The following is a 26,098-nucleotide window of genomic DNA, read 5'->3' as shown; positions in this document are numbered from 1 at the left end:
GCCCTTACTCTTTTTTATTATTACTTTTTTAAACAGGCTCTAAGTATATCCACCGCTACCATTATAAATACTACTTTCTGAAGCTGTTTCAATAGCATTAAAGAAACCATTTGCGCCATATTGAGAAGGCGTTCCGTTTCCTACATACGCATTTGCAATTCCGGAAGCAATACCGCCAGAATAAACCACGCCACTTGCTATCATTTGCCCTGTTGCATTCGGGTTAGCATCAACACGAGATTCTACTGCATCCGGACAACCGTCAGCATCACTATCTAAATCTAATCTGTTTGGAATTAAATCACCATCGGTGTCAATATCTGCATAATTATTGCAATAGGTTCCATTTTTGGTAATGTTCATTACAACCTGCGTACAACAACCACCGTCCTCATGAACAATGATTTTCAGTTTTGTACCCGGTTCAAAATAAACATTTAATTCAGACGTAGGGGTAGTATAGCCATTTGCACAAAATAACAGGGACTCGGTACCATCGGCAAGTACTTTAACAATCTTCTTACCATCATATAATACACTTGAAGGAAGATTATATGACCCGTAATCGTATGAATTAAATGTATGCGTAAAAGAAACAGCATATGTTGCATCAGGTGGATTGCTTCCTGTCATGGTAGCACCTGCAGTAGCTAAAGTAGAGAGCGCATCGTTATTATATCCACTTCCATTATTTACCCAGTTAATTGGTAATCCTGGCATTGTTCCGCTTGCATACTGTACGAGTGAAGATAAATTATTCGGGATTGTACAATCGGAAGAATTAGTACCATAATCGAACACAGCTACGTCCCAGACTGGAAGGTTAAGGTTATTACATACCATTTCGGTAACATCTAATACACCATCATTATCATCATCAAGATCTACCACATCAGGAACGCTGTCTTTATCAGTATCTATACAGTAATTTAAAGAACTATTTTTTGCATAATCATACGTGTAAATACCATTGTAAACTCCGCTTTCTGTAGCTGTTTCGATGCCATTGAAAAATCCGTTTGCACTATATTGAGAAGGTGTTCCATTTCCGACGTAAGCATTTACCGTTCCGGAAGTAATTCCGCCAGAGTAAATTGAACCACCACTTGCTGACATTGATGAGCTTGCCCCTGAATTAGCAGAAACTCCCGATTCTCTTGCATCCGGACAACCGTCTCCATCGCTGTCAAGGTCTAAATGATTCGGAATATTATCTGTATCAGGATCATTAGAACAGGTTGCTTTTGGATGAGCAGATGGGATATAATTATTAGCAACTAATCGGATTTCGGTAACGCCACCATAATAAGATGTTCCGGCAACACCAACCAATCTATAATACCCGTAAGTGTTATTTGGTTGTAAAGAATTGGTTACTGTAAAAGTTCCTGTGGTTGCAGTAGAAGCAACCGCCCCGGAAAGATCTACCCAAGAAATACCATCAGTTGAACCTTGCATTTTAAATGTCATTGCGGTTGTAGATGATAGCGCCCAATTGATAAGGCCCAACTGCATTGAGCTGATTGCCATCGGAGTCGGAGGAACTATTCTATACAATTCCATGTCAACCCAGTTAAGAACACCGTTAAAAGCATTAAGTGTAGAAGCATTATTATCAATCGTGTTAGCAGGAACATAAGTAGAATATGATGCCAATTGAGAGCTTACAGAACTAATTGTCTGAGCTTCTGTTTGCGTATAAAAACAAGCCGGACTTTCGATTGCATCTACAATTCCGTCGTTATCATCATCAATATCAATTAAATCTCCTACACCATCCTTGTCGGTATCAATACAACCATTCAGGTTACTATTGTTTGCGTATTGATAAGTATAAGTGCCATTATAAATACCGCTTTCCGTAGCGGTTTCTATACCATTGAAGAATCCATTTGTATTATATTGACTTGGAGTACCATTTCCTACATAAGCATTTGCTGTTCCCGAAGGAATACCTCCTGTATAAACACTACCACCACTTGCTGACATTGACGCTCCTGTATTTGTAGAAACTCCCGTTTCTACAGCATCAGGACAACCATCGCCATCGCTATCAAGATCTAAATGATTTGGAATTCCGTCTGTATCCGGATCGTTAGAACAGGTGGATTTTGGATGTGCCGATGCAATATAATTATTAGGAATTAATCGAATTTCAGTAACTCCTCCGTAATAAGATGTTCCGGCAACACCAACTAATCTATAATATCCATAAGCCGTATTTGGCTGTAAGGAATTGGTTACCGTAAATGTTCCTGTGGTTGCAGTAGAAGCAACCGCTGTGGAAAGATCTACCCAAGAAGTACCATCAGCTGAACCCTGCATTTTAAATGTCATTGCAGCAGTAGATGATAATGCCCAGGTTGTGAGATCCAGCTGCATTGAGCTGATTGCAATTGGTGTTGTAGGAGTTATCTTATAAAGTTCCTTGCCTACCCAATTAAGAGCTCCGTTGAAAGCATTGAGTGTAGAAGAGTTATTATCAATAGTATTGGCAGGAATATATGTAGAATATGATGCTAATTGAGAACTTACAGAAGTAATCGTCTGAGCTTCTGCTTGAGTATAAAAACAAGCTGGGCTTTCCACCGCATCTACAATTCCGTCGTTATCATCATCAATATCTATCAAGTCAGGTACGTTATCATTGTCAGAATCTATACAAGTGTTCAAGAAGTTTGATACTGCATAAAGAAGATATGTTGAAGAATAATCAGGGATGCCGTTTGTATCTGTGTCCACAGAATCATTCAGTCCGTCATCATTAGCATCAGTTACTGTTGGATTAAGCTGGCTTCCGGTAAGTCGATTAGCGGCAATACCATAACTTCCTCCCACATTATTAATTACAGAAGATGGGGTAAAAACATCGATAGAAGGACTAACGCCAGATTCTGCTAAATCTGAACAACCATCCCCATCAGTATCAAGATCTAAATAATTAGGAACTCCATCTCCATCTAAATCGCATACACTTGGAGACGATGTGAGGCTTCCGATAGCTGCAACCCGATCAATAACATAGTCATTTCCGGCGCCACCATTTCCGGCATTCATAAATAATAAGTAATAATTACCACTTACCGGAACTGTAAATGAGCCTGAGATGGTCTGAAAGTTTGGATATGCCGGAAGGCTGTTTAATGGTATAGAAGATAAAACAGATTGCACTGTATTGGTGTCTGCGTTATAGAGTTGTAAGGTGCAATTTTGCCCTGTAACTCCGCTCCCACCTCTTAGTCCTGCATCATATGAAAACTGGTAGGTAGCTCCTGCAACAAGAGGTTGGTTGAGCCTTGTTACTAAAGCATCTGTTGTGCCATTCAATTCCATTAATGCATTTTGAGTTCCTGTAGCAGGATTGTTGCCATCTACCTGACCAAATAATCCACCGACATTGCTAGAGTTTGCATTGGTAGTACCGTATGTAAATGGAAAAGCACCAGTTGATGTACTATAATTAGCTCCGCTATTTGAGTAATACCAATTAGATGTAGGAGGGTCTGTTGTAAAGCCTCCGCCATTTACTAAGTTAACAAATCCTGCAGGACATTCTACTTTATCAAGAATACCATCGTTATCATCATCAATATCCAAAACATCTAAAATGCCATCTCCGTCAGTATCTTTGCAGGCATCAGTTTTCAAATTATTGATAGCATCTTCATAAGTGTAATTTGAAGTATAAGCAGCTGTTGATGTGTCTGTAGATTCTATGCTATTATAAAAACCATTGGTTCCATAATTAGCAGGGATTGTTTTGTTTCCTACAATTGCTAAAGGGTGAGTAGTTGTACCTCCTGAATTAACTAAAGTTCCTGAAGAATAAGTACCACCTTTTGTTTTAGTATGAGAAATAGTTCCTGCTTCCAAAGCATCGGGGCAACCATCGCCATCGCTATCTAGGTCGAATATATTTGGGATACCATCATTATCTGTGTCTAAACATGAATTGATATAATAATAAACATCATCAATAAGTACATCGTCACCTGTGGAGGTATATCTGAACTCTATGTTTCCTGTTGTAGGAAGAGCGGCAGGATTAAACGATATTTGTATATTATGAAATGCAGATAGACTTATTGATGTTGCTGTTGATGCGTTAATAAGAACTCCGTCAACTCTAAATTCAGTTATAATGCCATTTGCAGCCGGGTCTCTGGTAATAGTAGGACTCGCCGAAGTATTAGGATTGCTTACTCCAAATAATCTTACACCTCCCAAATAAGCGCCAAGCGACATCGATTCGGTGACAATAACCCCACTACTCGCAATGTAATTGTCGGTTCTTATTTTTAATTGGTAGATAGCATAAGTTGTACATGTATTTTTTAGTACAACATTAGACTGAGACGCTCGCTGCAGTACTTACTACATCTTGACGACCAGCTAACGTGTTGTTGTATCGTGTCCAGGCTGAAGCCAAGCTCCATCCGGATGTATCGGTATTAAATGTAGGGTTGGTTACTGTATTTATTGCATTGGTAGGAGCTTCTATTGCGTCCAGAATCCCATCATTATCATCGTCAATGTCTACTGAGTTGATAATGCCATCTCCATCAAAATCGTCTGAAGATCCCATGTTTTGGACCGAGAGATAATTGAAGGAGACAAATAGTAATAAGAAGAACTTATTAAAAATGAATTTGTAATGTTTTTCCATTTTTTTTGTATTGTGTTTTTGATTAGGAAGAATAATTAATTGACAATTTGGCTATAGAAACGTAAGTTTCTTTAATTGTGATAATTATTCAGTTTTACGGTTTTGGTTGTCAACGGAGCTTTTTTGGATTATTTATATGAAATAAATAACAAAATAATCGTGCGTTGTATGTTTTGGTAAAAAGGCTAGAACTTAGAATAGCTCTACATGGAGTAAGGTAATTTGTGTTTTCATCTTTATGTGTTTTATAATTGCTGTAAGTATAATATTTTTTTTCAATTTAAAATAAAAAAGTTTTTTTATTGATTTTATATTAAAAAGAAACCCGTTATCGACGTAATTAGTTCGTCTTTAATTATAAATGTTACAGATGAAAGAATTTTTTTTTGTAAGATGGCGTTTTGAAATTGATAAAATAAGAGCCAATTATTATGTATTCCATAAAATCAAGATTTCCTTTTCTATATAACTTCGTGAAATAAATTGAGTGTGATTAATTAGAAAAAGAATGATTTTTTACTATTTTATACAGACAAATTTTCGGATGTTTTCGATAAAATAGATTAGGAAAAAAATGTTCGGATGGTTTTAAATTAACAATTATCAATAAGATTTTCACAACCCTGTGAGAGTGTTTAATTTAAAATCAAATTAAAATTTTAATCTTAGGTATTGCTGAAAACATTATTTTTATGACTTAAAAAAAAACAAAAATGTTTGAAAGTTTATTTAATTTCATTAATCTTCACAATGGTGAAGAAAAAAAAGAAAAGGTTCTTGAAAATGTAATTTCTAATATTTCATTTAGAGGCTCCAACCTTTGGATTCTTGCTTGTGCGATTATTATTGCATCGGTTGGTTTAAATGTAAATTCTACAGCGGTGATTATTGGCGCAATGCTTATCTCTCCATTAATGGGCCCGATTGTGGGAGCCGGGTTTGCATTAGGTACTTACAATTTTCCTTTATTAAAAAAATCGATCAAAAACCTTTTGATTGCTACCATAGTAAGTCTTACTGTTTCTTCTTTGTATTTTTACATTAGCCCGTTCAAAGATGTACAGTCAGAGCTATTGGCAAGAACTTCTCCGAATATTTATGATGTCTTGATTGCTTTTTTTGGAGGTTTGGTAGGTATTATTGCCATCACAAGGGTAGAAAAAGGAAATCCGATTCCCGGAGTAGCAATTGCCACAGCTTTAATGCCGCCATTGTGTACAGCGGGTTTTGGGTTGGCTACTTCTAATTTTGTGTACTTTTTTGGTGCATTTTATCTTTATATTATTAATTGCTTCTTTATTTGTATCGCTACTTTTTTTGTTGTAAAATATCTTAAATATCCTTCTGTTATTATTGATAATAAATATGAAAAAAGAATCCGTTACGGAATTTCAGCGTTGATTCTGGTGATGATTGTCCCAAGTTTCTATTTGGCATATAATTTATTTAACGAAAAACAATTTATAAGAACGGCAGAACAGTTTATTCAGAAAGAATTTGATAATAAAGGATATACCATAATTTATAAAAAAATTAATTACAACACGAGTCCTAAGTCGATAGATGTTGCTTTCTTAAATAAAAAATTCAATCCGGAAGAAATTGCGTCATTTAATAAAATGCTTATTAGCAATGGGCTTTCGGATACCAAATTTAATGTAAGACAAAGTACTGATGATGTGAAATCTGAAATCCTTAATGAGATTAATAAAAATAATATTACTATTTCGGAAAAAGACATTGCAGTATCTAAACTACGACAAGAATTAGACGGATACAAAATTTCTGATTCTACCTTGGTGCAGGAGATTAAAGCTATTTACCCAACTGTCAGTAATATCTCTTACGGAAAGATTGAAGAATATCCCAAAACGGATAGCGCAAAGCTCAGATTTGTACTTATTTATTCAGGTAAAATGAAAGATAAAGCACAATTCAAAAACTGGCTTGAAATAAGACTGCGTGAGAAAGACGTTAAGCTTATTGAAAACTCTGAAGAATAAAAGCTATCTTTTTTATTAGTAGACAGGGAAATTCACTCCTAAAGCATCATTTCTCTTATAAGATTTCTTAAATAATTTTTCTATAGATGTTACAACTATCGAAATATAACATAGAAAAATGAATGATGAATGATTAATTGTTAATGTTTTTTTTTATTTTAAGTAGTTTATTTTCAGTATTTTAAATTTTTTTTAATGTTTTTTCAAAAAATTACATATACTTTCATTTGATTAATGGTATCTCAGTATGCCTGTTTGGTTATTGAAGATCCTGGTAAAAGTGTTGAATTGTAGTTATTCTAAACGATGTAATGATTTTGTTATTTATTGTTTCTATTACTATAGATTTCACTCTTACAAAATATACTACCCGTTTTGCATTTGAAGACATTTTTAAATACTTGGTATTTAAACTATTGTATTTCTTTGTTAAATGAAATGCCCTTGTTTATCTAAAAAAAGAAATCTATCTGAGCAGATATTATGTTTTGAGTGATTAAAAACGTAATGATAGACAGGGAATAAAAAGAATACTGAAATAATATAAACAAAGCCGTTGCACTTATTTCCTAAAGATAAAATTTAAAATGCACTGCGGATATAATTATTATATATTTTTCGAAATTTTATTGATTAAAGGATAAATGTGAGCTAATTCAAAAATTTTAACCTAAAAAAACTTTTTAAAAATATAATACGTTCTGTTGATTTTTCCTTGCTTGTTTATATTTTTTTTAAAAAAACGCACAAGTTGGTATTTGATTAATTAATAACAATTATTCACTAAAAATAATTAATTCTTATGTTTTTAAATATTTTGTTATGTAATTTTTAAAATTTATATACTTTTGTTTTTTATATTTATTGAATGTTAGAAAGGTGAAAAAATACTGATTTTGATTTTATTGATATTTTGATGTATTTTTTTAATTAAAAAACAAGATTATAATTAAAATACAACTTATGATAAAAAACAACTATTTAACCATGCGGAAACTTTTTTTGTTCCTTCTTTTTCTCACAACATCATTCTCTTACCTCTCTGCTCAGACAGGTCCTAATGATGATTTTGACAATGATGGTATTATCAATTCTATTGACCTTGATGATGACAACGACGGCGTACCGGATGCAGTAGAAAGCCCGGGTTGCTTTTATACGGCAACTGAGGCTAATGCTATTGTAACAGTAAGGTCATCTTTAACCAGCCCGGACGATGACCAGTCAGATGGAGATATTCAGATACTCCATGACGGCAGTGCCACGCTTACCTTTAACTATAATGCAGGACAGGCTATAGCAGGGGCGTCTCTTTTAATTGTAGAATACCCGACATCGGTAAGGCTTGCACAGTTAAGCTTTATTAACGGTACTACTTTTGGTGCCGGGGTAACGGCAAGATTAGAAGGTTCTCAAGATGGACTTGTATGGACAGACCTGGGCAATGGTAATGTTGCATTAAGCAATACTACCAATCCTAAAGTATTTCCCAATACCAATACAGGGAAATTTAAGTACTACCGTGTTTTGGGCACGGCAGGGGGTAATACCGTAGCTACAACTACCATAGGTGAAGTTAATTCGGTATTGGCAGCAGGCTATAACCCAAGTGCCTATCCGAAAATGAATTGTGCAAGCGATAGCGACGGTGATAGTAGTAACAATCACCAGGATCTTGACAGTGATGGCGATAGCTGTAGTGATGCCCTTGAAGCCGGTGCTACTACAAGCACAATGACAAACTTCCAATTTACAGGTGCAGTAGGAATCAATGGTCTTGCAGATGCTGTTGAAACAGCTGTTGATTCAGGAACTGTAAATTATACTTCTACTTATCTTGCCTATGCAGTCAACCAAAATATAAGTGCTTGTTTGGATAGTGACGGCGATGGTATACCAGACGTTATTGATATTGATGATGATAATGACGGCGTTTTAGATGTTGTTGAAATGGGAAGAGCGTGTGGAGAAGCAGTTGTACCAGTTACCAGTTCAATAGTAGTTTCGCCAACCGGCGGATGGGGTTCGCCTGATTACACGGTTGATAATTCAGGCATGATAGGCATAGGTCTGTCTGCTATTACTAACGGTCATACTACTACAGGAAATGCTTTTTATTTTAAAGAGCCTTCTACAACAGCTACAATTACCTATAACTTATCACAAAATGCAATATTAGATAATGTTGTACTTTGGACTCCGGAAAGTTTCAACTATGGAGTGGGAGATGGTCCTTTGAAAGATTTCACGGTTACCCTTACTTATAATGGAGGACAAACTTATACTTCAGCTGTGTTTACGACTGTGCGTCCAACGGCGGTCGATGGTCCTGTTTACGCTCAAGTGTTCAATCTAGGCCAAAGTTTTTCAAATGTAACAGCTATTCGTCTAAATATTCTTAATGGATGGACAGACCAAACAACTAATTCCGGTAGTGGTGCAGCTTTAGATAATACTTGGGTTTCAACAGATGGAAATGTTATGGACGCTACTTATAACATGACCCTTGGGGAGTTCAGATATGGTTGTTCACTACAGGATATTGATACCGATGGTGATGGTATTCCCAATCGGTTAGATTTGGATAGTGACGGCGACGGATGCCCTGATGCTAAAGAAGCAATATTATTTACGAATTCATCTGTGGCAACTATCCCAGGTACTGTTAAAAATGGCAGTGGTGGCGTTGTAACTTCTACTACTGCCAATGTTCCCAATGCAATGGTTCCTGGTCCTTATGGCAGCAACGGTTTTGCTGATGCCATACAATCAGCCACAAATCCTGACGCTTATATGTACAATTATACGTATAACTTCCTTGCTACAGTAGCATCAAACAATCCTTGTAAGGATAGCGACGGTGATGGGATGTCAGACTTTGCAGAAGATATAGATGTTGATAATGATGGTATTCCTAATGCCATAGAGTCACCTTCTTGTTTCTTTACACAGGCACAGGCTATGATCATTACAGATCCGGTAACTTCAGATTTTAACTGGAATGTTACCAACAATCTGGCTCTTACTTATGATCAAAGTATAGCTACCTATGGGCAGATTGGTACCTCGGCCAATATTCAGAACAAGGCGCTCGTTACATTCGACCTCCCATTTGTAGGCTCTGCGGTACTGGCATCGGTAAGCCTGAATGTAAGAACAGCATTTGGAACGGGAACGTGGCAGTTGGAGGGATTAAGCGCAGCCAACGTATGGACGCCACTTTCAACAGCACAAGCGATGAATTCTGCTACAACTTTCACATTTAATAATACACTGGCACCTAATGCGGCATTCCACACTTACAGGATCAAAGGGGTTACCAGTGTTGTAAGTGCGACAAACGCAGCATTAAATGAATTTACTGTTCAGTATAATAATTACCAAGCTTCGCTTCATCCTGTCACTTCAGGTTGTAATTCGGATACCGATGGCGATGGTGTGCCAAATTTCCAGGATCGCGACAGTGATGGCGACGGATGTCCCGATGCAGTAGAAGCAAATGTGGGTGGTACTTTAATAGACGGAGAGATTTATAATACTTCCACAGGAAATGTAATAGTACCTAAAGCTGTTGTGCAGGGTCCTTATGGTGCTAACGGATTGGCAGATTCTGTCGAAACGCCTTCTGAAAGCGGCATATTAAACTATACAAATACTTATAATATCTATGCTATAAATGCCAATATAAATGCCTGTACAGATACTGACGGTGACGGGATACGTGATGTATTTGATATTGATGATGATAATGATGGTATTCTCGACACTACGGAAGAAGTCTGCTCTGCCAGTATTACTTCTAAAAGTGATATTACCGTAAGCATTCCTTCAACAATTAGCTACACTTTGTTTTCTCCAAGAACACTACCAAATTTAGTAGATGATAATGCCTCGCTTGCTGTTTTGGGAGTTCCTACCGGTACACTGAATAATTCGGAATGGTTTAGGGTGCAGTTTGCTACTCCAAGGGTATTGACAGAATGGGAAGTTGCCCATGTTACGAACCAGCGGGTATTTTCTGCTGCCAGTACATACAAAGTACAAGGTAGTGTGGATGGAAACAATTGGGTAGATTTGACAGGTACCTTATCATATTTAAATAATGGTACCGGACAAGGAGCTAACTCAAGTTCTAATATTGCCACCTTTACACAGAACAATAATCCTTACTTATATTACCGTTATTTTGGTATTTCAGGTGCTTCCGGCGGAGGTTATGCGACTGAATTTTATTTCAGAGAGAAAAATTGTACAGACTTAGATACGGATGGTGATGGAATTCCTAATCGTTTAGATCTTGACAGTGACGGAGACGGTTGTAGTGATGCTCTTGAAGCAGGTGCAACTACTAATACTACAGCAAATTATCAGTTTACCGGGACTATGGGTGTTAATGGTCTTGCAGATTCTTTAGAGTCACCAGTGGATTCAGGTATAATAAATTATGCATCTACTTACAATCAGTATGCATTGCTAAATCATCGACCCTTATGTCTTGATACTGATAATGACGGCATAAACAATGTTATAGATATAGATGACGATAATGATGGTATTTTAGATGCGGTTGAAGCCAGGATATGCGGTACAGCAACAAACCCTTTCACCAGCTTAGAGCAGGCTAGAGCAACTGTATTAAGAGCGGGAATCTATTATTTTAATCTTTCGGGTAGTACATTCAGTACGTATGTAGATACCAATGGTTATGTATTGATTGGTGTTGATTATGGTGATGGAACTCCGGCTTTGCCAACTTTATCAAGTCTCGGTCTAAATAAAGCAACGTATGGCAGAGGATTATTGAGTACTGCTGCGTTGGCAAATTTGGGCAACATCGAAACAATCAGGATTTCATCCAATACAACCGTTCTGGGAGGAGTGGATGTAACATCTACTAATGCGACTTTAATTAACAGAGTAAAAGCTAATCAGTCATTGCACAGAGGAACTGCTGATAATACTATCAACAGTAGTTGGGTAGGTACTGGTTCAGGGTATTTTACTGTAGCTGCTTCAGGTTCCGCGACGGCAGCAAATAATTTGAATTCATGTATTATAAATATAGCAGGTAATACTGCTTCTTTTAATTGGATTCCTCAGACTGGTAATCAAATGGTAAGATATGCCACAGGCGAAATTCCTGCTGCAGATTATTTTGCTTTATGGGTAAGAGGCAATACTTCCGGAACGGCCTGCGTTGATATTGATATAGATACAGATAATGATGGCATTCCAGACAGACTGGATCATGACAGTGATAATGACGGATGTTCTGATGCATGGGAAGCAGGAGTAATAAGTTATATTACAGCCAACGGAGGAACCTATACTTCAGGAACGTTGAATAATCCATCTGCCTCTACATCACCTTATGCAATAGTAGGGAATAATACTCCATCTAGTTACGGAGCCAATGGATTCTATACTTTATTGGAAAATAACGACACAGCATCAGCAACATACAACGGCACTTATACTTATGCAAATGCTCTTAATGAAAGTATAGCGACTTGTTCTGGAGCATTTTATAAACCGGCGGTTACAGCAGGAACTGTTTTAGATACCAAGCATGGAATTACCTCATTGCAGAGAGCGGGTGCAGATGATGTTGATAACTGGCCAATGGTAAGAAAAGGAGCATGGACTGCTTTGGAATCTAAAACCAAAGGATTTGTACCAAACAGATTAACGATTACGCAGATTAATGCAATTCCTTCTGCTAATCTGAGAGAAGGAATGATGGTTTACAACATCACTTCAGACTGTTTATACATTAACACGGATGGGACACCAACAGGCTGGAAATGCTTCAATACTCAGGCTTGTCCTTAAACAAATAAGTAATTAAAAATACTTAAAAAAAAAATGATAACACAAAATAATATATTAATGGCATCAGCAGTACTCTTTATGGGTACTCTGCTGATCCCTGCCCAGGTGGCAATAGGAAAAGAAGCTACAGTGAATACTTCAGTTTCTTTAGAGTTTGGTGAATCTGAAAACAGAGGAATGGTGCTTCCCTGGGTAACGAGTACAGGCGCTGTTGCAGGTGCTGTAAATGGCACTGTGGTTTATGACCTTTCAGATCATAAAGTAAAAACAAAATATGCTTCAGGGTGGAAAGACCTTTCTGTAGATGCCACAGGAACTACAGTAGATCCTGTGACATTAGTAGATGGTGTAATTATACAGGATTTGCATACAGAAGATACGAATGCAGAAGTTACGATAGGAACTACCCAGACTTCGGATACCGGAATTTTAATTTTAGAAGACACCGATAAAGCGATGATTCTTCCTAAAGTAGCAAGCCCGCATCTGAATATCATCAATCCTGCACCGGGAATGATGGTGTATGATACCACAGCAAAACAGCTGGCTGTTTTCAATGGTACGGTGTGGAGCTTCTGGAAGCCATAAACACTACATTCAAACAATATAATACCACCTCAGTAAATAGCTGAGGTGGTATTTTTTTATAAGATTGTGGAATTTCGTGTGAAATTTGTGCTGTAAGCTCAAATTTCCTTGTTTTTGGCTTCTGCATTTGAGCATTATGCACCGGTATCCTGCCTTTTTACTCAATAATTTGAGCTCAATGCTCAGTCATTTGAGTGTTAAGCATGAAAATTTGACCTTTTAGCTTGCTTATTCCACTTTGCTACTCAAAATTGAGAGTTTTGAGCTTAGAAGAGGATGCTATTCTCCGTCTTTTTTGTCTTCACCGGAAGTTTTTCCTCTGGGAAAGCGTTTGCTAAGATCTTCTGCAATGGTTTTCGCCTCTGCATCCCCGGCTCTGGCGGCAAGCTTTACGCTGCCGTAGTAATAAAGGGCCTGTACATAAGCTTCATGCCCGGTAAGCATAATGGTATCTTTCATTATTTGGCTTATTTGCTGCGATGCCGCATGTAATGGCAATAAAGTCTGATTTGCTTTATAATCTTTTTTGCATTCCTGGGCATCCATCATAGTCGGGATAAATTTGGGATTGGCAATAGTGTATTCTACTACTTTATTAACGAAAGCAACGCTTTTATCACTCATCTTTGGTAGGCTCTTGCGTTCTTCCACTGTTAGCGTTCCCATATAAGGAGCAAGAAGATCTTTGATTTCCTGGAATTTTGAGCTGATTTGTGTAACAACATTCTCCGGAATGTCTACACTAATTTGATTTTTTGACATAATTTTTTTGTTTAAATGTGTTTGTAATATAATGTGCAAATAGAATTGCTGTACTGAAAAATATTCTTGAAAAGAATAATTTGATAAGAGTATGTTTCATGAATTTGTGTTTTTGTTTTTCCAAATGTAATAAATAAATATCAATCTTATAATTGTTGTAAGTATTTGATTTTGTAGATTTTTATCTACAAACTTTTTTATTTAACATTCAAAGGTTGTTGTATATTTGCCGTACAAATCATTGTAATTTTTTAAGATATGGTTTTAAATAATCCTCTATCTCACACATTACAGAACGTTTAAAAAAACATAAAGATGAAAACAAATTATTTCCTGGGAATCAAAAGAGGTATCTTCGTACTGCTTTTATTCTTTTTCAATCATCTTTCAGCCCAAAATATGGGGCCTAATGATGATTTCGACGGTGACGGTATTATTAATTCCTTAGATACAGATGATGATAATGATGGAATCTTGGATATAAATGAAGGTTTAAGTTCAAGCACTAATGCGATCATTAATGGAAATTTCGGAACAGATACAACATCTGGAGGAAATTTAAATAATTGGCTAACCAATGGAACAGGCACCTCAAATTTAACCAATTGGGTAGCCGAAGCCGGTGGAGCTATAATTTATTTGGACGGGGCTGAAAACTACAATCTTTACCAAACTAACGTTCCTTTAAAATCATCTTCCACCCCTGCAACTGCAACTTTTACTATGAAAATATTTGCTGTAAATGCCAATGGAACAAGCCCTATAAACCAAGGCTGGGGGAAAATGGATGTTTATCTAGAAACTACAACAGGGTTAGTAAGAATATTTAGGGTTAGCAATCCGCTAACATCAACTTTGTCGAGTCCGACGGCAAATATAGAAATGGTAGACCCTACATTAGTACCATATCTTGCGGTAAATGGAGATTATTCATCCCGAAGTTTTGCAACAGGCATGTATTATACGATCACAGCTAATATAAATACAGCCAATTTGAAAAATTCAGGAACAGTACTTTTTCAAAGGAAAAATGGCGCGGTAAGTGGACCAAATGGTCAAATAGGTGCTGATGATTTTAGGATTGATAATATTGCATATACTTATCTGATAGAAACAGATATTGATAGGGATGGAATCTCAGATCGATTTGACCTTGATAGTGATGGTGATGGTTGTCCTGATGCCATTGAGGGGGATGGAAGCTACACATACATGCATCTCAAAAATATTCAAACCGTAAATCCTTCTTATACAGGAGGAAATTCCGGAACCGGTTATACAGGTACTTCTAATGTACCTATGTTTTATAATCTCGGTGCTGTCTCAGATGCGCAAGGCTCACCTATTGTGAATGGAGTAAGTGTGCAGCAGGGAATAGGCGATTCGCAGAACGGAACCGTAAACTATTGTAAAAGTTCAAGTATAGATACTGATGGTGATGGGATCCCGGATAGTACAGATATTGATGATGATAATGATGGTGTGCTTGATACTGTTGAACAAAGTTGTGTTAATACAGGAAACCCTTTATACAGAGACTATCGTCCCGGAGCATGGAGTGGGGCAAAAGATGCACTCAGTGGTATAAATTACCTTGATTCTACTGGTACTTATATACAAGGATATCAGGATAATGGTACAGAATCGTTTACTTTTACGCTGGTAGATTTAAACCCTGGTGTAGTGAATACGTTGAAATATCGTTTTTACACTTTAAATCCTCAAAATCCTGATGCTAATAATGTTAAATTATCAATAAACGGGATAATTTTACATAGTTTCTCAACTATAGCGGGGCAATCAAATCCTTCTTCTTCTTCAATTGATATGGGATACAAAACAATATCGTTTACACCAACGAGCACTACGGCAACGGTCAACATACAATGGTCTACACCTGTTAATGGTCTTGCAGGCAGTGATGCTCAGTTTAGAGAATTCCAGATAAATGGAGAAACAAAATTTGAATGTTCTGATATAGATACGGATAATGATGGTATTGTAAATAGATTAGATCTCGACAGTGATGGAGATAAATGCCCTGATGCAGTAGAAGCGGGATCTGCCTCACAAGCAGGAAACGGAAATACCTCTGCAGGAATTTTAATAAATACCATCACAGACGGAGGAATCCAAACAGGAACTGTAAATGCAATAGTAGGAAACGGAACACCTGCAAATTACGGAAATAATGGCTTTTATACCGGTATAGAAAATAATGATACTTTTGGTGCAAATTATACAGGAACTTATACGTATGCCAATGCTATTAATAAAAATGTGGCAGCATGTTATACCGCCTGTTACAGACCTGCTGTTACTGCAGGGACGGTTTTAGACACTAAACAGGGGATTACTTCCTTACAAAGAGCAGGTTCAGATAACGAAAGCTGGCCAATGGTAAGAAAAGGAGCTTGGACGGCTTTGGAATCTAAGACCAAAGGATTTGTGCCAAACAGATTAACGATTACGCAGATTAATGCAATTCCTGCGGCTAATCTGAGAGAAGGAATGATGGTGTACAATATCACTTCAGACTGTTTATATATTAACACCGATGGAACACCAACAGGCTGGAAATGCTTTAATACCCAGACTTGTCCTTAAATAATAGAAAAAGTAATTACAATCATTATAATCAATCATATATTTTGAAAAAAATGATAACACAAAACAACATAATCATGGCATCAGCAGTACTCTTTATGGGTACTCTGCTGATCCCGGCTCAGGTGGCAATAGGAAAAGAAGCTACGGTTAATACTTCAGTTTCTTTAGAATTTGGAAATGAAAACCGAGGAATAATTCTACCCTGGGTAACGAGTACAGGAGCTGTTGCAGGCGCAGTAAACGGTACGGTAGTTTATGATCTTTCGGATCATAAAGTGAAGACAAAATATGCATCAGGGTGGAAAGATTTATCGGTAGATACAACAGGAACCACCGTAGATCCCATCACATTGGTAGATGGTGTATCAATTCAGGATCCGCATACAGAAAATACGAATGCAGAAGTTACCGTAGGAACTACCCAAACTTCAGATACCGGAATTTTGATTTTGGAAGACACAGATACAGCAATGATCCTTCCTAAGGTGGCAAGTCCGCATCTTAATATTATCACTCCCGCACCGGGAATGATGGGGTATGATACCACAGCAAAACAGCTTGCTGTTGTTAATGGTAAAATGTGGAGCTTCTGGAAACCATAAAAGAGATACTTTTATAGAATTAAAGATGAAAAAGAGTTGAAGTATCGTTTTTCGGCTCTTTTTCTTTCTTGAAATTTGAATGGCGGAAATAGATAAATTACAATGAAGTTTTTGAAAAAAATCTGATAAGAAAAAATAAAAATTAAAAAAAAATCAGAAATTGATTTGCAAATAAAGAAAAATTCTGTAAATTTGCCTCACCAAAAAATACAGACCTATAGTGTAACGGTAGCACTCCGGTTTTTGGTACCGTCAGTCGGGGTTCGAATCCCTGTGGGTCTACAAAAAGCCTTGTTAATCACTCGATTTTCAAGGCTTTTTTGTTTTCAATAATTAAGGTTTGTTGAGTTTGTATGACGAATTTTATTAATCTGAATCTCTTGAAAAATAGCCCAGATCGCAACGGCATCCTTTTTTGTTGTAAGGAAATTAGCTTGGCACAAAAAAGATAAAGTGAAGAGCTGGAAAAAGCTCCTAAAAACTGGCTTTTACCTGCATGCTTCCGATGTGTATGGTTCTTTCGCCAGAATTTCTTCCTTCATAATTTAAATTCAGCTGTAAGAAAGAATTGATTGCCTGCTGAATGAAAACACTCCAAACCTGGTTTTTTCCGGGCTTTAAACCATCAAGCATCTGGTTTCCTACAATACTGAAGCTGTTCCCCGTAAAGTCGTTGTTGATGAATGAGAAGTTTCCTCTGATTGACGTTTTCTTACGTTCCCATTGAATTGTTCCGGTGATGTCGAAGGCTTTCAGTAATTCTTCGCCATCTTTTCTCTGTTTTTCACGATAAGCCGATGAGAATTCTGCCTGAATCGCATCAGTGAATTTATAAGTAGCTTTTGGTTTTGTCTCAAAATTATTAAGCCTGTAATCTCTTGTAGCAAATAGTTGCGATGAATTTTTTAAATCGTGGACTGAATTTTCCCAATCGACTCTGAACTCTTTATTGAACCAATATCCGATATTTACAAAATGGGACGTTTGATTTCTTTCTTCGTTACTGAAATTGGCATTGATAAGGTTGTCGTTCTGAATAAAGCGGTAGTTTCCGTTCCAGCCTGATTTTTCGGTAGGATTGAACTGTGCAGACATCAAAATATTCTGATTTTTGAGAATCTGATTTTCGCCTTTTTCGAAAGGATTTAAAACCAAAACTTTATCTTTTTTATAGAATGAATTCTGAGAATTTAATGAGATGTTGAAATTCCAACGCTTCAAAAATTTATTTTCCGAACTGAAAACAACCGATGGATTGACAAATAAAGCCAACTGTAGTTTGTTTTTATTGGATGGAATATATCGCACCGAATTGGTGTAAATCCTGATGTATTGCGCCAAATCGGAGTATTCTGCAATCTCAAATTCGTCGAGTTGCTGAATTCCGTCGCCATTGTAATCGGTCCACTTATAAATTCCTTGTCCGTCTGTAACTTTTATATATTGAAACTCTCTTTGTGCTTCTTGTCCGTTTCCTAATTCGTAAAATGCCTGAAGTCGCATCCCGTTTTTGAAAAGTTGTTGGTTGTACAAAATATTCCCAACCACAAAATCTTTATTCTGATTTACATCTACAATATCATCTTTGTAGAAGAATTTTCTGTAGTGAAGCAACGCATTTAAGGTTGTTTTTTCGGTTTTAATGATTTGGCTTTCTGCCATGAAACCTAAAATCCTGTTCGTATTTTGAAGGCTGTTGTCACGTACTGAGTCATTTTCTCTCATGTACATTTTTGCTAAAAGTTTCGTTCTTGTACTGTCGCCGATTTTTTTCTGAACGAAAAGTTCTCTCCAGCTAAAACTCGTAACATCCATCAATTGAGTGTCGTTGTATTTTTTTTCGTTGTGTTCCATGCTTCCACCAACTGCCCAACTTCCTTTTTTACCGGTGTACTCAGTTCCTGCTCCTCCTCGGATGAATTTTGTGTCTTGCAGAGTCGCATTGGTGTTCAGATAAGATAAATTACCTTTTGTATTGAATTTTCCTTTAAGCCATCCAAAATCCAAGTCGTTTTTAGTTCCTTTATAAGAATCCTGTTCGTCAAGATAATTGATTCTGTAGTTTAAGGTAGATTTATTATTCCACTTGTTTAGAAAACTGAAAATAAAACGGTTTTGCGTTAACCCGTTAAATTCCTGCGCTAAGTTGAAGTCACGCGAAAATTCTACATCGTTGATACGGTCTAAAATATGGAACTGCTTGTCGATGTATTGATATTCAAAACTTGGGGTACCTTTCCAGCTGTTTTTGGTGAATGTTTTGTTTCCAAAAATTCTTGCGGCATATCCTAAGTTCTGATCAGAATCTTTTGAAGAAAACAAGTTAATATCGTAATTACTCATCGAAATATCGGCTCCAATTTTGCCATCTTTCAGCAAATATTCTGAGTTTAAAGTATACACCTGAGCTTTTTGTGGCGATGGAAGTTTTCTTACTGCACGATAATCTCCCAAATTAGGACCAACATATTCAAAAACCCTTCCGTTATTGGTGGTTTGTGTTAATTTGTAATCTCCCAGGTTGGCTCCAAAATAGGTGAACGAAACCTGATATAAAGTTTGAGTGGCATCAGTTGAAAATTGATAATAATTTCCGTTAGGATTCTGAATGAGACTGTAAAGAATTTTGTTGACATCGTATTCTGCAACAACACCGGAAGGAGCATACATTAAGTTTAAGTCATTTCCGGCATCTGCTAAAATCAGCTCGTCTTCTTTAGATAAATTTAAGGCCAATGGAGCATTTTTATTATCATTCTCCATAAACCAGTTTAAGCCTAATTTTAATTTTTCTCTTTGATGCTCAACTTTTCCGGTAAATAAATATCGGGAATAATTTCTGTTGGCGTAATTGAAAGAAATGGTAATAAAATTCTGTTGGAAAATAGGTCTGAAACTGGTAAAAGTAACTTCTCCGGTATTATAATTAATGATATAATCCTGGTTTTCTCCACGTTTCATCAAGATACCATCGATGAAAACCTGTTCGGAACCTGAAATTAGGGTAATAAACTGTTCACCGTTTTTCCCTGTTAAACGGTAAGGCCCCTGGTTTCCTTCAATCCCCTGAAAACGAATTCTGTGAAATTCACTTCGTGCCACACCTGCTGAAATATCAACTAAGGTTTTATTATCAGTTCCAAATTGTGTCTGAAACTGAAGACCCATACTTCGACGCTGATATTTTGCAAAATAATTTTTAGAATCAACCAAATCTAAATGTCCGGCTCTAAGAATAGATTTATCCTTAATATTAAGCTGCATGTAAATCTTGTCGAATTCTTCTAAAGTTTGCGTGTAACCATCTGCCTGAATCGGTAAATTGTGATCTGAAATACTTGCCAAAACCGTAACATCTTTTGACAGTCTGCCGGAAATCTGAAGATCCATCGAACTTTGCACCGATTGCCCCTGATTGTTACCAAAAGTAATCCCTCGGATAATAGAACCTTTTGAATTTAATTCTCCTAAAAATCTCTTGGAATCGTTTTTTGCGAGTACGGCTTCGTCTACAATGATTCTGTTGCTGGTTTTCACAAAGTCCATAGTGTCTTTTGCGAAAATATCCTGCCCGAATTTAAAAGCGAGAATGCTGTCTTTTTTTTTAGCTAAAATACTGTCATTTTTAGAAGAGATAGAATCTTTGGGAATATTGGGATTTTTCCATGAGAATATTTGAGCATTATACAGCGATAAGCCCATGAAAAAAAGTACGAATATCAGAATAGAATTCCGCAAGTCTCCTAAAATAAGTGGTAAAAATAACTAAAAAATATGAACAGTTCGGGTTTTAGCATTATTAACAGAAAATTAACCTTAATATTGTCTCAAATGGAAAAATTGCTGTATTTTTGCTATGTAAATTATTAATAATTAAAAAATTAAGTTATGAAAAACATTTTTACTATTTTAAGTATTGTAGCTGCTTCAATTACGGCTCAGGCTCAACAAACTTTTAATTATGTTTTAGCTAATCAAGGATTTGCTAATGCACAGGTTATTACAACTGGGAATATAGTTGCAGGAAAATTAACTTATAACGTCTTGCAAAATGGTGCAACAACTGAACCTGCATATTATACGAATGGGACTAATTTAAGATTGTATTCACAGACAACTTCAGGAGATGGTAATTCTTATGCAATTCAGGGAGCAACTGGAGTTAAAATGACTTCAGTGAAAATCCTAACTGCTGGGCTTGTAGGAAGTAGTAATTATGCGCCTTCAACAGCAATCGTTACAGTTGATGGTGTTGTTGTTCCAACAGTTTATGATCCTGCTGATACAACTAATGCAACTTATTTGATTACTTCTGCAACAGGTGCATCAAATATTAAAATCCAAAATGGTCAAACAGGAACATCTGCACAAATTAGAATAGTTTCAATAAATATTACTTATAATGAAACAAGTTTAGCCGTAGCAGATTTCAACAAATCTAAATCAAACTTTGTAAAAAACACTTTCGTTAAGAATGACGAAATTACTTTCGGAGCAGATGCTAAAGATGTAAAAGTATATACTTTAACAGGTCAGTTGGTAAAAACAGCTTCTGTAAAAGCTAACGGAACTTTAAACATTGCTGAATTAGCTGAAGGTAACTATATCGTTACAGGTACTGTAAACAACCAAGCAGTTTCTCAGAAAATTTTGAAAGACTAATCTGATTTTTCAAATAATCAAATTAATAATATAAACCGCTTCTTGGAGGCGGTTTTTTTTTGTATTCAGTATCAAATTTCGTTCTGAATAATTTAAAATATGTGGTATATAGTTATTAATATGGTATTAATTTTGTATAAATTATTAATAATCAACCAAAATATCACATTATGAAAAAAGTATTTACTTTTATCGGACTTGTTTCGATAGCAGCATTCTCTAATGCCCAGATTGTAATTAATGAAATCTATACCGGTGGCGGTCTTTTAGGAGCAGCCATTACCAATGATTTCATAGAATTGAAAAACATAGGTGCTTCTAATGCCTCCCTCAATGGTGCAACTATTCAATATGCATCTGCTTCCGGAGCTTTTACACAGTATAACAATTTACCAAATATCACTTTGAGCCCAGGACAAACGTATTTGATTCAACATGGAAGTGATGGATTAGGAGGATTGATTAATCTATTAAATCCTAATCTTATCGTAAGTGTTTTATTAAATTTAGACGGCTCCCCAAATGTTGGAGTAGGGATTGGTCTTGCGCTTACTTCAGGTAAAGTTGCTTTGGCAAGCAATGCTACACAGGTTACAGGGCCAACCGCATCAAATGTTTTAGATTTTGTAGGCTATGGTTTGGTTAATCAGTATGAAGGAACAGGAGCGGCTCCGTCGCCGACTATTTTAAACTCAATTAGCAGAACTATAGGAGATACCAATAACAACAACGTCGATTTTACAATATCTTTACCTACGCCACAATCAACAACAGGAACTTTAGCGGTAAATGATTTAACTGATCTTTCTAAAAAAGGATTTATTAAAAACTCATTGGTTAAAAATGATGAGATTATTTTCGCTGCAGAGGTTAAGGATATTAAAGTTTACACATTGTCTGGTCAGCTGGTAAAAACAGCTTCTGTAAAAAATGGGGTTTCTTTAAACGTTGCAGAATTACAAAAAGGTAATTATATCGTAACAGGATTTATAGATAATCAACCGGTTTCTCAGAAGATTTTGAAGGATTAATTTTTACAAAATTATAGAAAAGAGATTCTGGAATATACCGTCTTTTTAAGGATTAGATAATCAGGAAATTAACCTTGTCAAAGTTTTAAACTTTGACAAGGTTAATTGTTTTTAGAAATAATTTAAGCTTTCTTCTGATAGCTTGAGAGTTTTAATGCGTCTTTTATCATCTTTCCTGGGCGAAAAATGGTTCTCAAGCTTTTTATAGCATTAGCGTTTACTTCTTCGGGGGTCTCAAATCCTTCGCTAGATCCTCCCGCTTGTAAAGTAAAATATTCACCTACATATACTATTTTTCCGTCTGCTACATCGTCAGCAATTTTAGAAAATGTGCTTTCCAGTACTGCAAGAATATCGGCTTTAGATACAGTAGAAACTGTAGAAGCATATTTGGCGAGATCGCTCAATGTGGTTTTGCCTTCTCCTACTATATCAGCATAGTATTTCTCGGGAGCAACTGGATTTCGTGGGTTTTTGCGTACCACGGTTTTAAATGTAATTGGCATACTTTTGAAAATTTTTAATTAAACATTTATTATGTGTTTGTAGTGTAAATGTAGTAAAAAAAATCTTTTTGTTTTGTGGTTTGTGTTGGGTCTGGTTGTTTTTGTTTGTGAATTGTAAAATTTGTATTTGTGAGCTATGCAAGTTATTAGGGTAACTTATACGATTTACCTTGATAAATTAATAAACTTATCTTGGTAAGTTTCTAAAATCACCCTGATGATTTAATGCTCTGAAATATATTGACCGTAAATTAATTTATTTAATAAAATTACTCTTTAAAAAAGAGATTAAAAATTTATTAACACTTAAAAAAATATAATATTAAATGGCTTTTGATAAGACTATTTTATCTATTTTAGGAGAATAATAACAATTAAAATCTTAGCTATGAAAAAAACAATTATTTTTTTGAGTATTCTTTGTGGAGTAAGTATAAATGCACAATCTTCTTGGTCACTAACTGGAAATTCAGGAACAAATGCGAGTACTAATTTTTTAGGAACTACTGATAATAAAAGTTTGATTTTCAAAACAAATAATTTAGAAAGATTGATAATCGATAATAATGGAAAATTTATTTTTGGTAGTAATAATACTATCAATGCAAATTCAAATTATTCATTTACAGGGATTACTGAATTTAATAGTATTGATCAAGCTTATGGATTTGTTGTATATGATGATTTTCAAAGTCGTTTACGAGTAGATAGTGATTTTAATAATATTTTTATTCAAGAAAATAATGATGGATTCACTATAATTGGATCGAATGTTATACCAACTTGTTCAGATTGCAATCAATATAAGCTTTTCGTAAAAGACGGCATTCGTACAGAAAAAGTAAAAGTAGATATTGCAGCCAATAATGGATGGGCAGATTATGTTTTCGCTAAAGATTATAAGTTGATGCCGTTAATAGAGCTAGATCGGTTTATCAATACCAACGGTCACTTACCTGAAGTTCCTACCACTGAAGAAGCAATCAAAAATGGGATTGAACTAAAAGAAATGAATATTCTTCTTCTGAAGAAAATAGAAGAACTTACTCTCTATACGATAGAACAGCAGAAAAGAATTGAAGCATTAGAAAATAAAGTAAAATAATTTATATAAAATTGAAAACCATGAAAAAATTTTATATAAGTTTTTTATTGATGCTACCATTGTTTATATTCTCTCAGGGAGAGAATAATCATTGGTATTTTGGTAATGGAGCGGCTGTAAATTTTAATAATCCGATTACTCCACAAATTTTATTAGATAGTCAAATGCCTATTTCATCCAGTACAGCAACGGTAAGTGATAGTAATGGTAAATTGTTATTCTATACAAATGGGGAAGTAATATTTACACGAGAACACCAAGTAATGCAGGATGGTATGATGCAGAATGGGGTAGCAGGAAGTATAAATATTGTTCAGGATCCTTCAAATTCGAATCGGTATTATGTGTTTATGATGAAGAGCCCTCCTAATACTTCGGCGGGAGATCCTAAGATATTACTGTACTCCGTTATAGACATATCTCAAGGATCTGTAGGAAATGATGGATATCCTTTGGGAATCGTCTTACCAAATTACAAGAATATTGTTCTATATGACCAGTATCAAGTGACTAATCTGTATTCTCCACACACTATAATAAGACATCATAACGGAAATTCTTTTTGGGTAGTAACTCATGATAATGATAAAGTTCTAAGTTTTTTAGTTGATGCATCAGGAGTTAATAATATTCCAGTCCAAAGTAATCTTAGTATGGGAGTTGCATCTTCAACTTTGTCATATGGTTCAGATATAAAATCTTCTCCAGAAATAAATTCTTCTGCTTTTACAAATTATTTATTTGTAAGTATGTGGCAGGGAACCAATACTTCTTCAAAGGTTTTTTCTTTTAATAATGCTACGGGGCAACTAACTAATCACTATCAATTAACAATTACAAGTATTTATCCTACAATAGCAGAGTTTAATAAAGATGCGTCTTTGCTTTATATTGGAAGAAATTTTGATTCTAAAATATTTGTTTTTGATATTATAAATTCCGTGTCTACACCTATCTATCAACAAATCTATAATAACACTAATTCTTCTTTTAGTACAAGAGGATTGCAAAGAAATAGGTATAATGATATATTTATTACTTTTGGTGCATATGGATATTTAAGTAAAATTTTAAATCCAAATTCTTATAGTACAAGTTCTGTAGATTTAGATAACTTATATCTTCAAGGCAAAGGAACATTTAATAAATTACCTGAACTTGTTCAAACTTTTACGCCACCTTGTTTAACGAATGTTTTATTGAGTAATCCTGAAAGTAATATAAATCATACATATCATTCGGCTGATTATGTTACCACCCAAGCTAATTATAAAACAAATAGTACAAATGGAGAGATTGTTATGAAAGCAGGAAATAGTATAACACTTTTACCAAATACATTTATTGAGCAAGGATCAAATTTTTTGGCAACAATAGAAGGTTGTAGAATTGATGAAATTTCAGGTAAGAGAAATGTTAATGCTAATCAAAATATTTCTTTAAAAATAGATTTAGATAACGACATAGCTGATAATAATATAGAGCTGTATCCAAACCCCGCATCAGATTTTGTAAATATCAAATCAAAATTTAAAATTAAATCTTGGGAAATATATGAAATGTCTGGAAAGCAGATTTTAAAAGGTAATTCTAATAAAATTAATGTAGCTAAATTTATAAAAGGAGTTTATATGATTAATATTTTGTTTGAAAATGGAAAAAATATTTCCAAAAAAGTTTCAGTTAATTAAGAGCCTGTTTAAAAAAGTAATAATAAAAAAGAGTAAGGGC

At 35.4% G+C, this 26,098-nt stretch carries 14 protein-coding genes and 1 tRNA gene; 10 read left to right on the top strand and 5 right to left on the bottom strand.

The genetic code is table 11. From position 1 onward, the window contains the following. Nucleotides 1-39: 39 nt before the first annotated feature. Entirely contained in the window at nt 40-4,245 is a 4,206-nt protein-coding gene (locus tag OEW74_RS17810) for a hypothetical protein (RefSeq protein WP_265429744.1), read from the bottom strand. Nucleotides 4,246-4,345: 100 nt separating this feature from the next. Next, nucleotides 4,346-4,585, bottom strand: coding sequence for a hypothetical protein (locus OEW74_RS17805; RefSeq protein WP_265429743.1), 240 nt, complete (start codon nt 4,583-4,585; stop codon nt 4,346-4,348). Nucleotides 4,586-5,379: 794 nt separating this feature from the next. On the opposite strand from OEW74_RS17805, the gene OEW74_RS17800 reads away from it, so the two are divergent. The 3 genes from OEW74_RS17800 (at nt 5,380) to OEW74_RS17790 (ending at nt 13,089) form a co-directional block, all read left to right on the top strand. Then, nucleotides 5,380-6,669, top strand: coding sequence for a DUF389 domain-containing protein (locus tag OEW74_RS17800; RefSeq protein ID WP_265429742.1), 1,290 nt, complete (start codon nt 5,380-5,382; stop codon nt 6,667-6,669). 963 nt (nt 6,670-7,632) lie between these two features. Continuing rightward, nucleotides 7,633-12,501, top strand: a complete 4,869-nt coding sequence (locus OEW74_RS17795; protein ID WP_265429741.1) for a hypothetical protein — start codon at nt 7,633-7,635, stop codon at nt 12,499-12,501. 57 nt (nt 12,502-12,558) lie between these two features. Then, entirely contained in the window at nt 12,559-13,089 is a 531-nt protein-coding gene (locus OEW74_RS17790) for a hypothetical protein (protein ID WP_265429740.1), read from the top strand. Between the two features lie 279 nt (nt 13,090-13,368). Here the strand turns inward: OEW74_RS17790 and OEW74_RS17785 are convergent, their stop codons facing one another. Further along, complete coding sequence (locus OEW74_RS17785; protein WP_265429739.1) at nt 13,369-13,851, bottom strand: hypothetical protein; 483 nt, start codon at nt 13,849-13,851, stop codon at nt 13,369-13,371. Nucleotides 13,852-14,166: 315 nt separating this feature from the next. Here OEW74_RS17785 and OEW74_RS17780 point away from each other — a divergent pair, with 315 nt between their 5' ends. The 3 genes from OEW74_RS17780 to OEW74_RS17770 all read left to right on the top strand — a co-directional run bounded on the left by OEW74_RS17780 (nt 14,167) and on the right by OEW74_RS17770 (nt 17,345). Further along, nucleotides 14,167-16,458 carry a hypothetical protein gene (locus OEW74_RS17780; protein ID WP_265429738.1) on the top strand — a complete coding sequence of 764 codons (2,292 nt, stop codon included), beginning with the start codon at nt 14,167-14,169 and terminating at the stop codon, nt 16,456-16,458. A 77-nt stretch (nt 16,459-16,535) separates the two neighbouring features. Then, nucleotides 16,536-17,063, top strand: coding sequence for a hypothetical protein (locus OEW74_RS17775; RefSeq protein WP_265429737.1), 528 nt, complete (start codon nt 16,536-16,538; stop codon nt 17,061-17,063). Nucleotides 17,064-17,274: 211 nt separating this feature from the next. Next, nucleotides 17,275-17,345, top strand: a tRNA-Gln gene (locus OEW74_RS17770). 192 nt (nt 17,346-17,537) lie between these two features. Here the strand turns inward: OEW74_RS17770 and OEW74_RS17765 are convergent. Continuing rightward, on the bottom strand, nt 17,538-20,765 hold the full coding sequence (locus OEW74_RS17765) for a hypothetical protein (protein WP_265429736.1): 3,228 nt from the start codon (nt 20,763-20,765) through the stop codon (nt 17,538-17,540). 186 nt (nt 20,766-20,951) lie between these two features. Between OEW74_RS17765 and OEW74_RS17760 the strand changes: the two genes are divergently transcribed. Together OEW74_RS17760 and OEW74_RS17755 are read left to right on the top strand one after the other, a co-directional pair. Further along, complete coding sequence (locus OEW74_RS17760) at nt 20,952-21,725, top strand: T9SS type A sorting domain-containing protein (RefSeq protein ID WP_265429735.1); 774 nt, start codon at nt 20,952-20,954, stop codon at nt 21,723-21,725. Nucleotides 21,726-21,895: 170 nt separating this feature from the next. Next, nucleotides 21,896-22,756, top strand: coding sequence for a lamin tail domain-containing protein (locus OEW74_RS17755; RefSeq protein ID WP_265429734.1), 861 nt, complete (start codon nt 21,896-21,898; stop codon nt 22,754-22,756). A 122-nt stretch (nt 22,757-22,878) separates the two neighbouring features. On the opposite strand, the gene OEW74_RS17750 is transcribed toward OEW74_RS17755, so the two are convergent. Beyond that, a complete protein-coding gene (locus OEW74_RS17750) occupies nt 22,879-23,262 on the bottom strand; it encodes a DNA-binding protein (protein WP_265429733.1) in 384 nt (127 codons plus the stop codon). Nucleotides 23,263-23,650: 388 nt separating this feature from the next. Here OEW74_RS17750 and OEW74_RS17745 point away from each other — a divergent pair, with 388 nt between their 5' ends. After that, complete coding sequence (locus tag OEW74_RS17745) at nt 23,651-24,367, top strand: hypothetical protein (RefSeq protein ID WP_265429732.1); 717 nt, start codon at nt 23,651-23,653, stop codon at nt 24,365-24,367. A 20-nt stretch (nt 24,368-24,387) separates the two neighbouring features. After that, nucleotides 24,388-26,058, top strand: a complete 1,671-nt coding sequence (locus OEW74_RS17740) for a T9SS type A sorting domain-containing protein (protein WP_265429731.1) — start codon at nt 24,388-24,390, stop codon at nt 26,056-26,058. Nucleotides 26,059-26,098 lie beyond the last annotated feature (40 nt).

Source organism: Chryseobacterium sp. YIM B08800 (assembly GCF_026163565.1).
Classification (GTDB): domain Bacteria; phylum Bacteroidota; class Bacteroidia; order Flavobacteriales; family Weeksellaceae; genus Chryseobacterium.
Note: the sequence above shows the minus strand (reverse complement) of the source record. Positions and strands in the feature narration are given on the sequence as shown.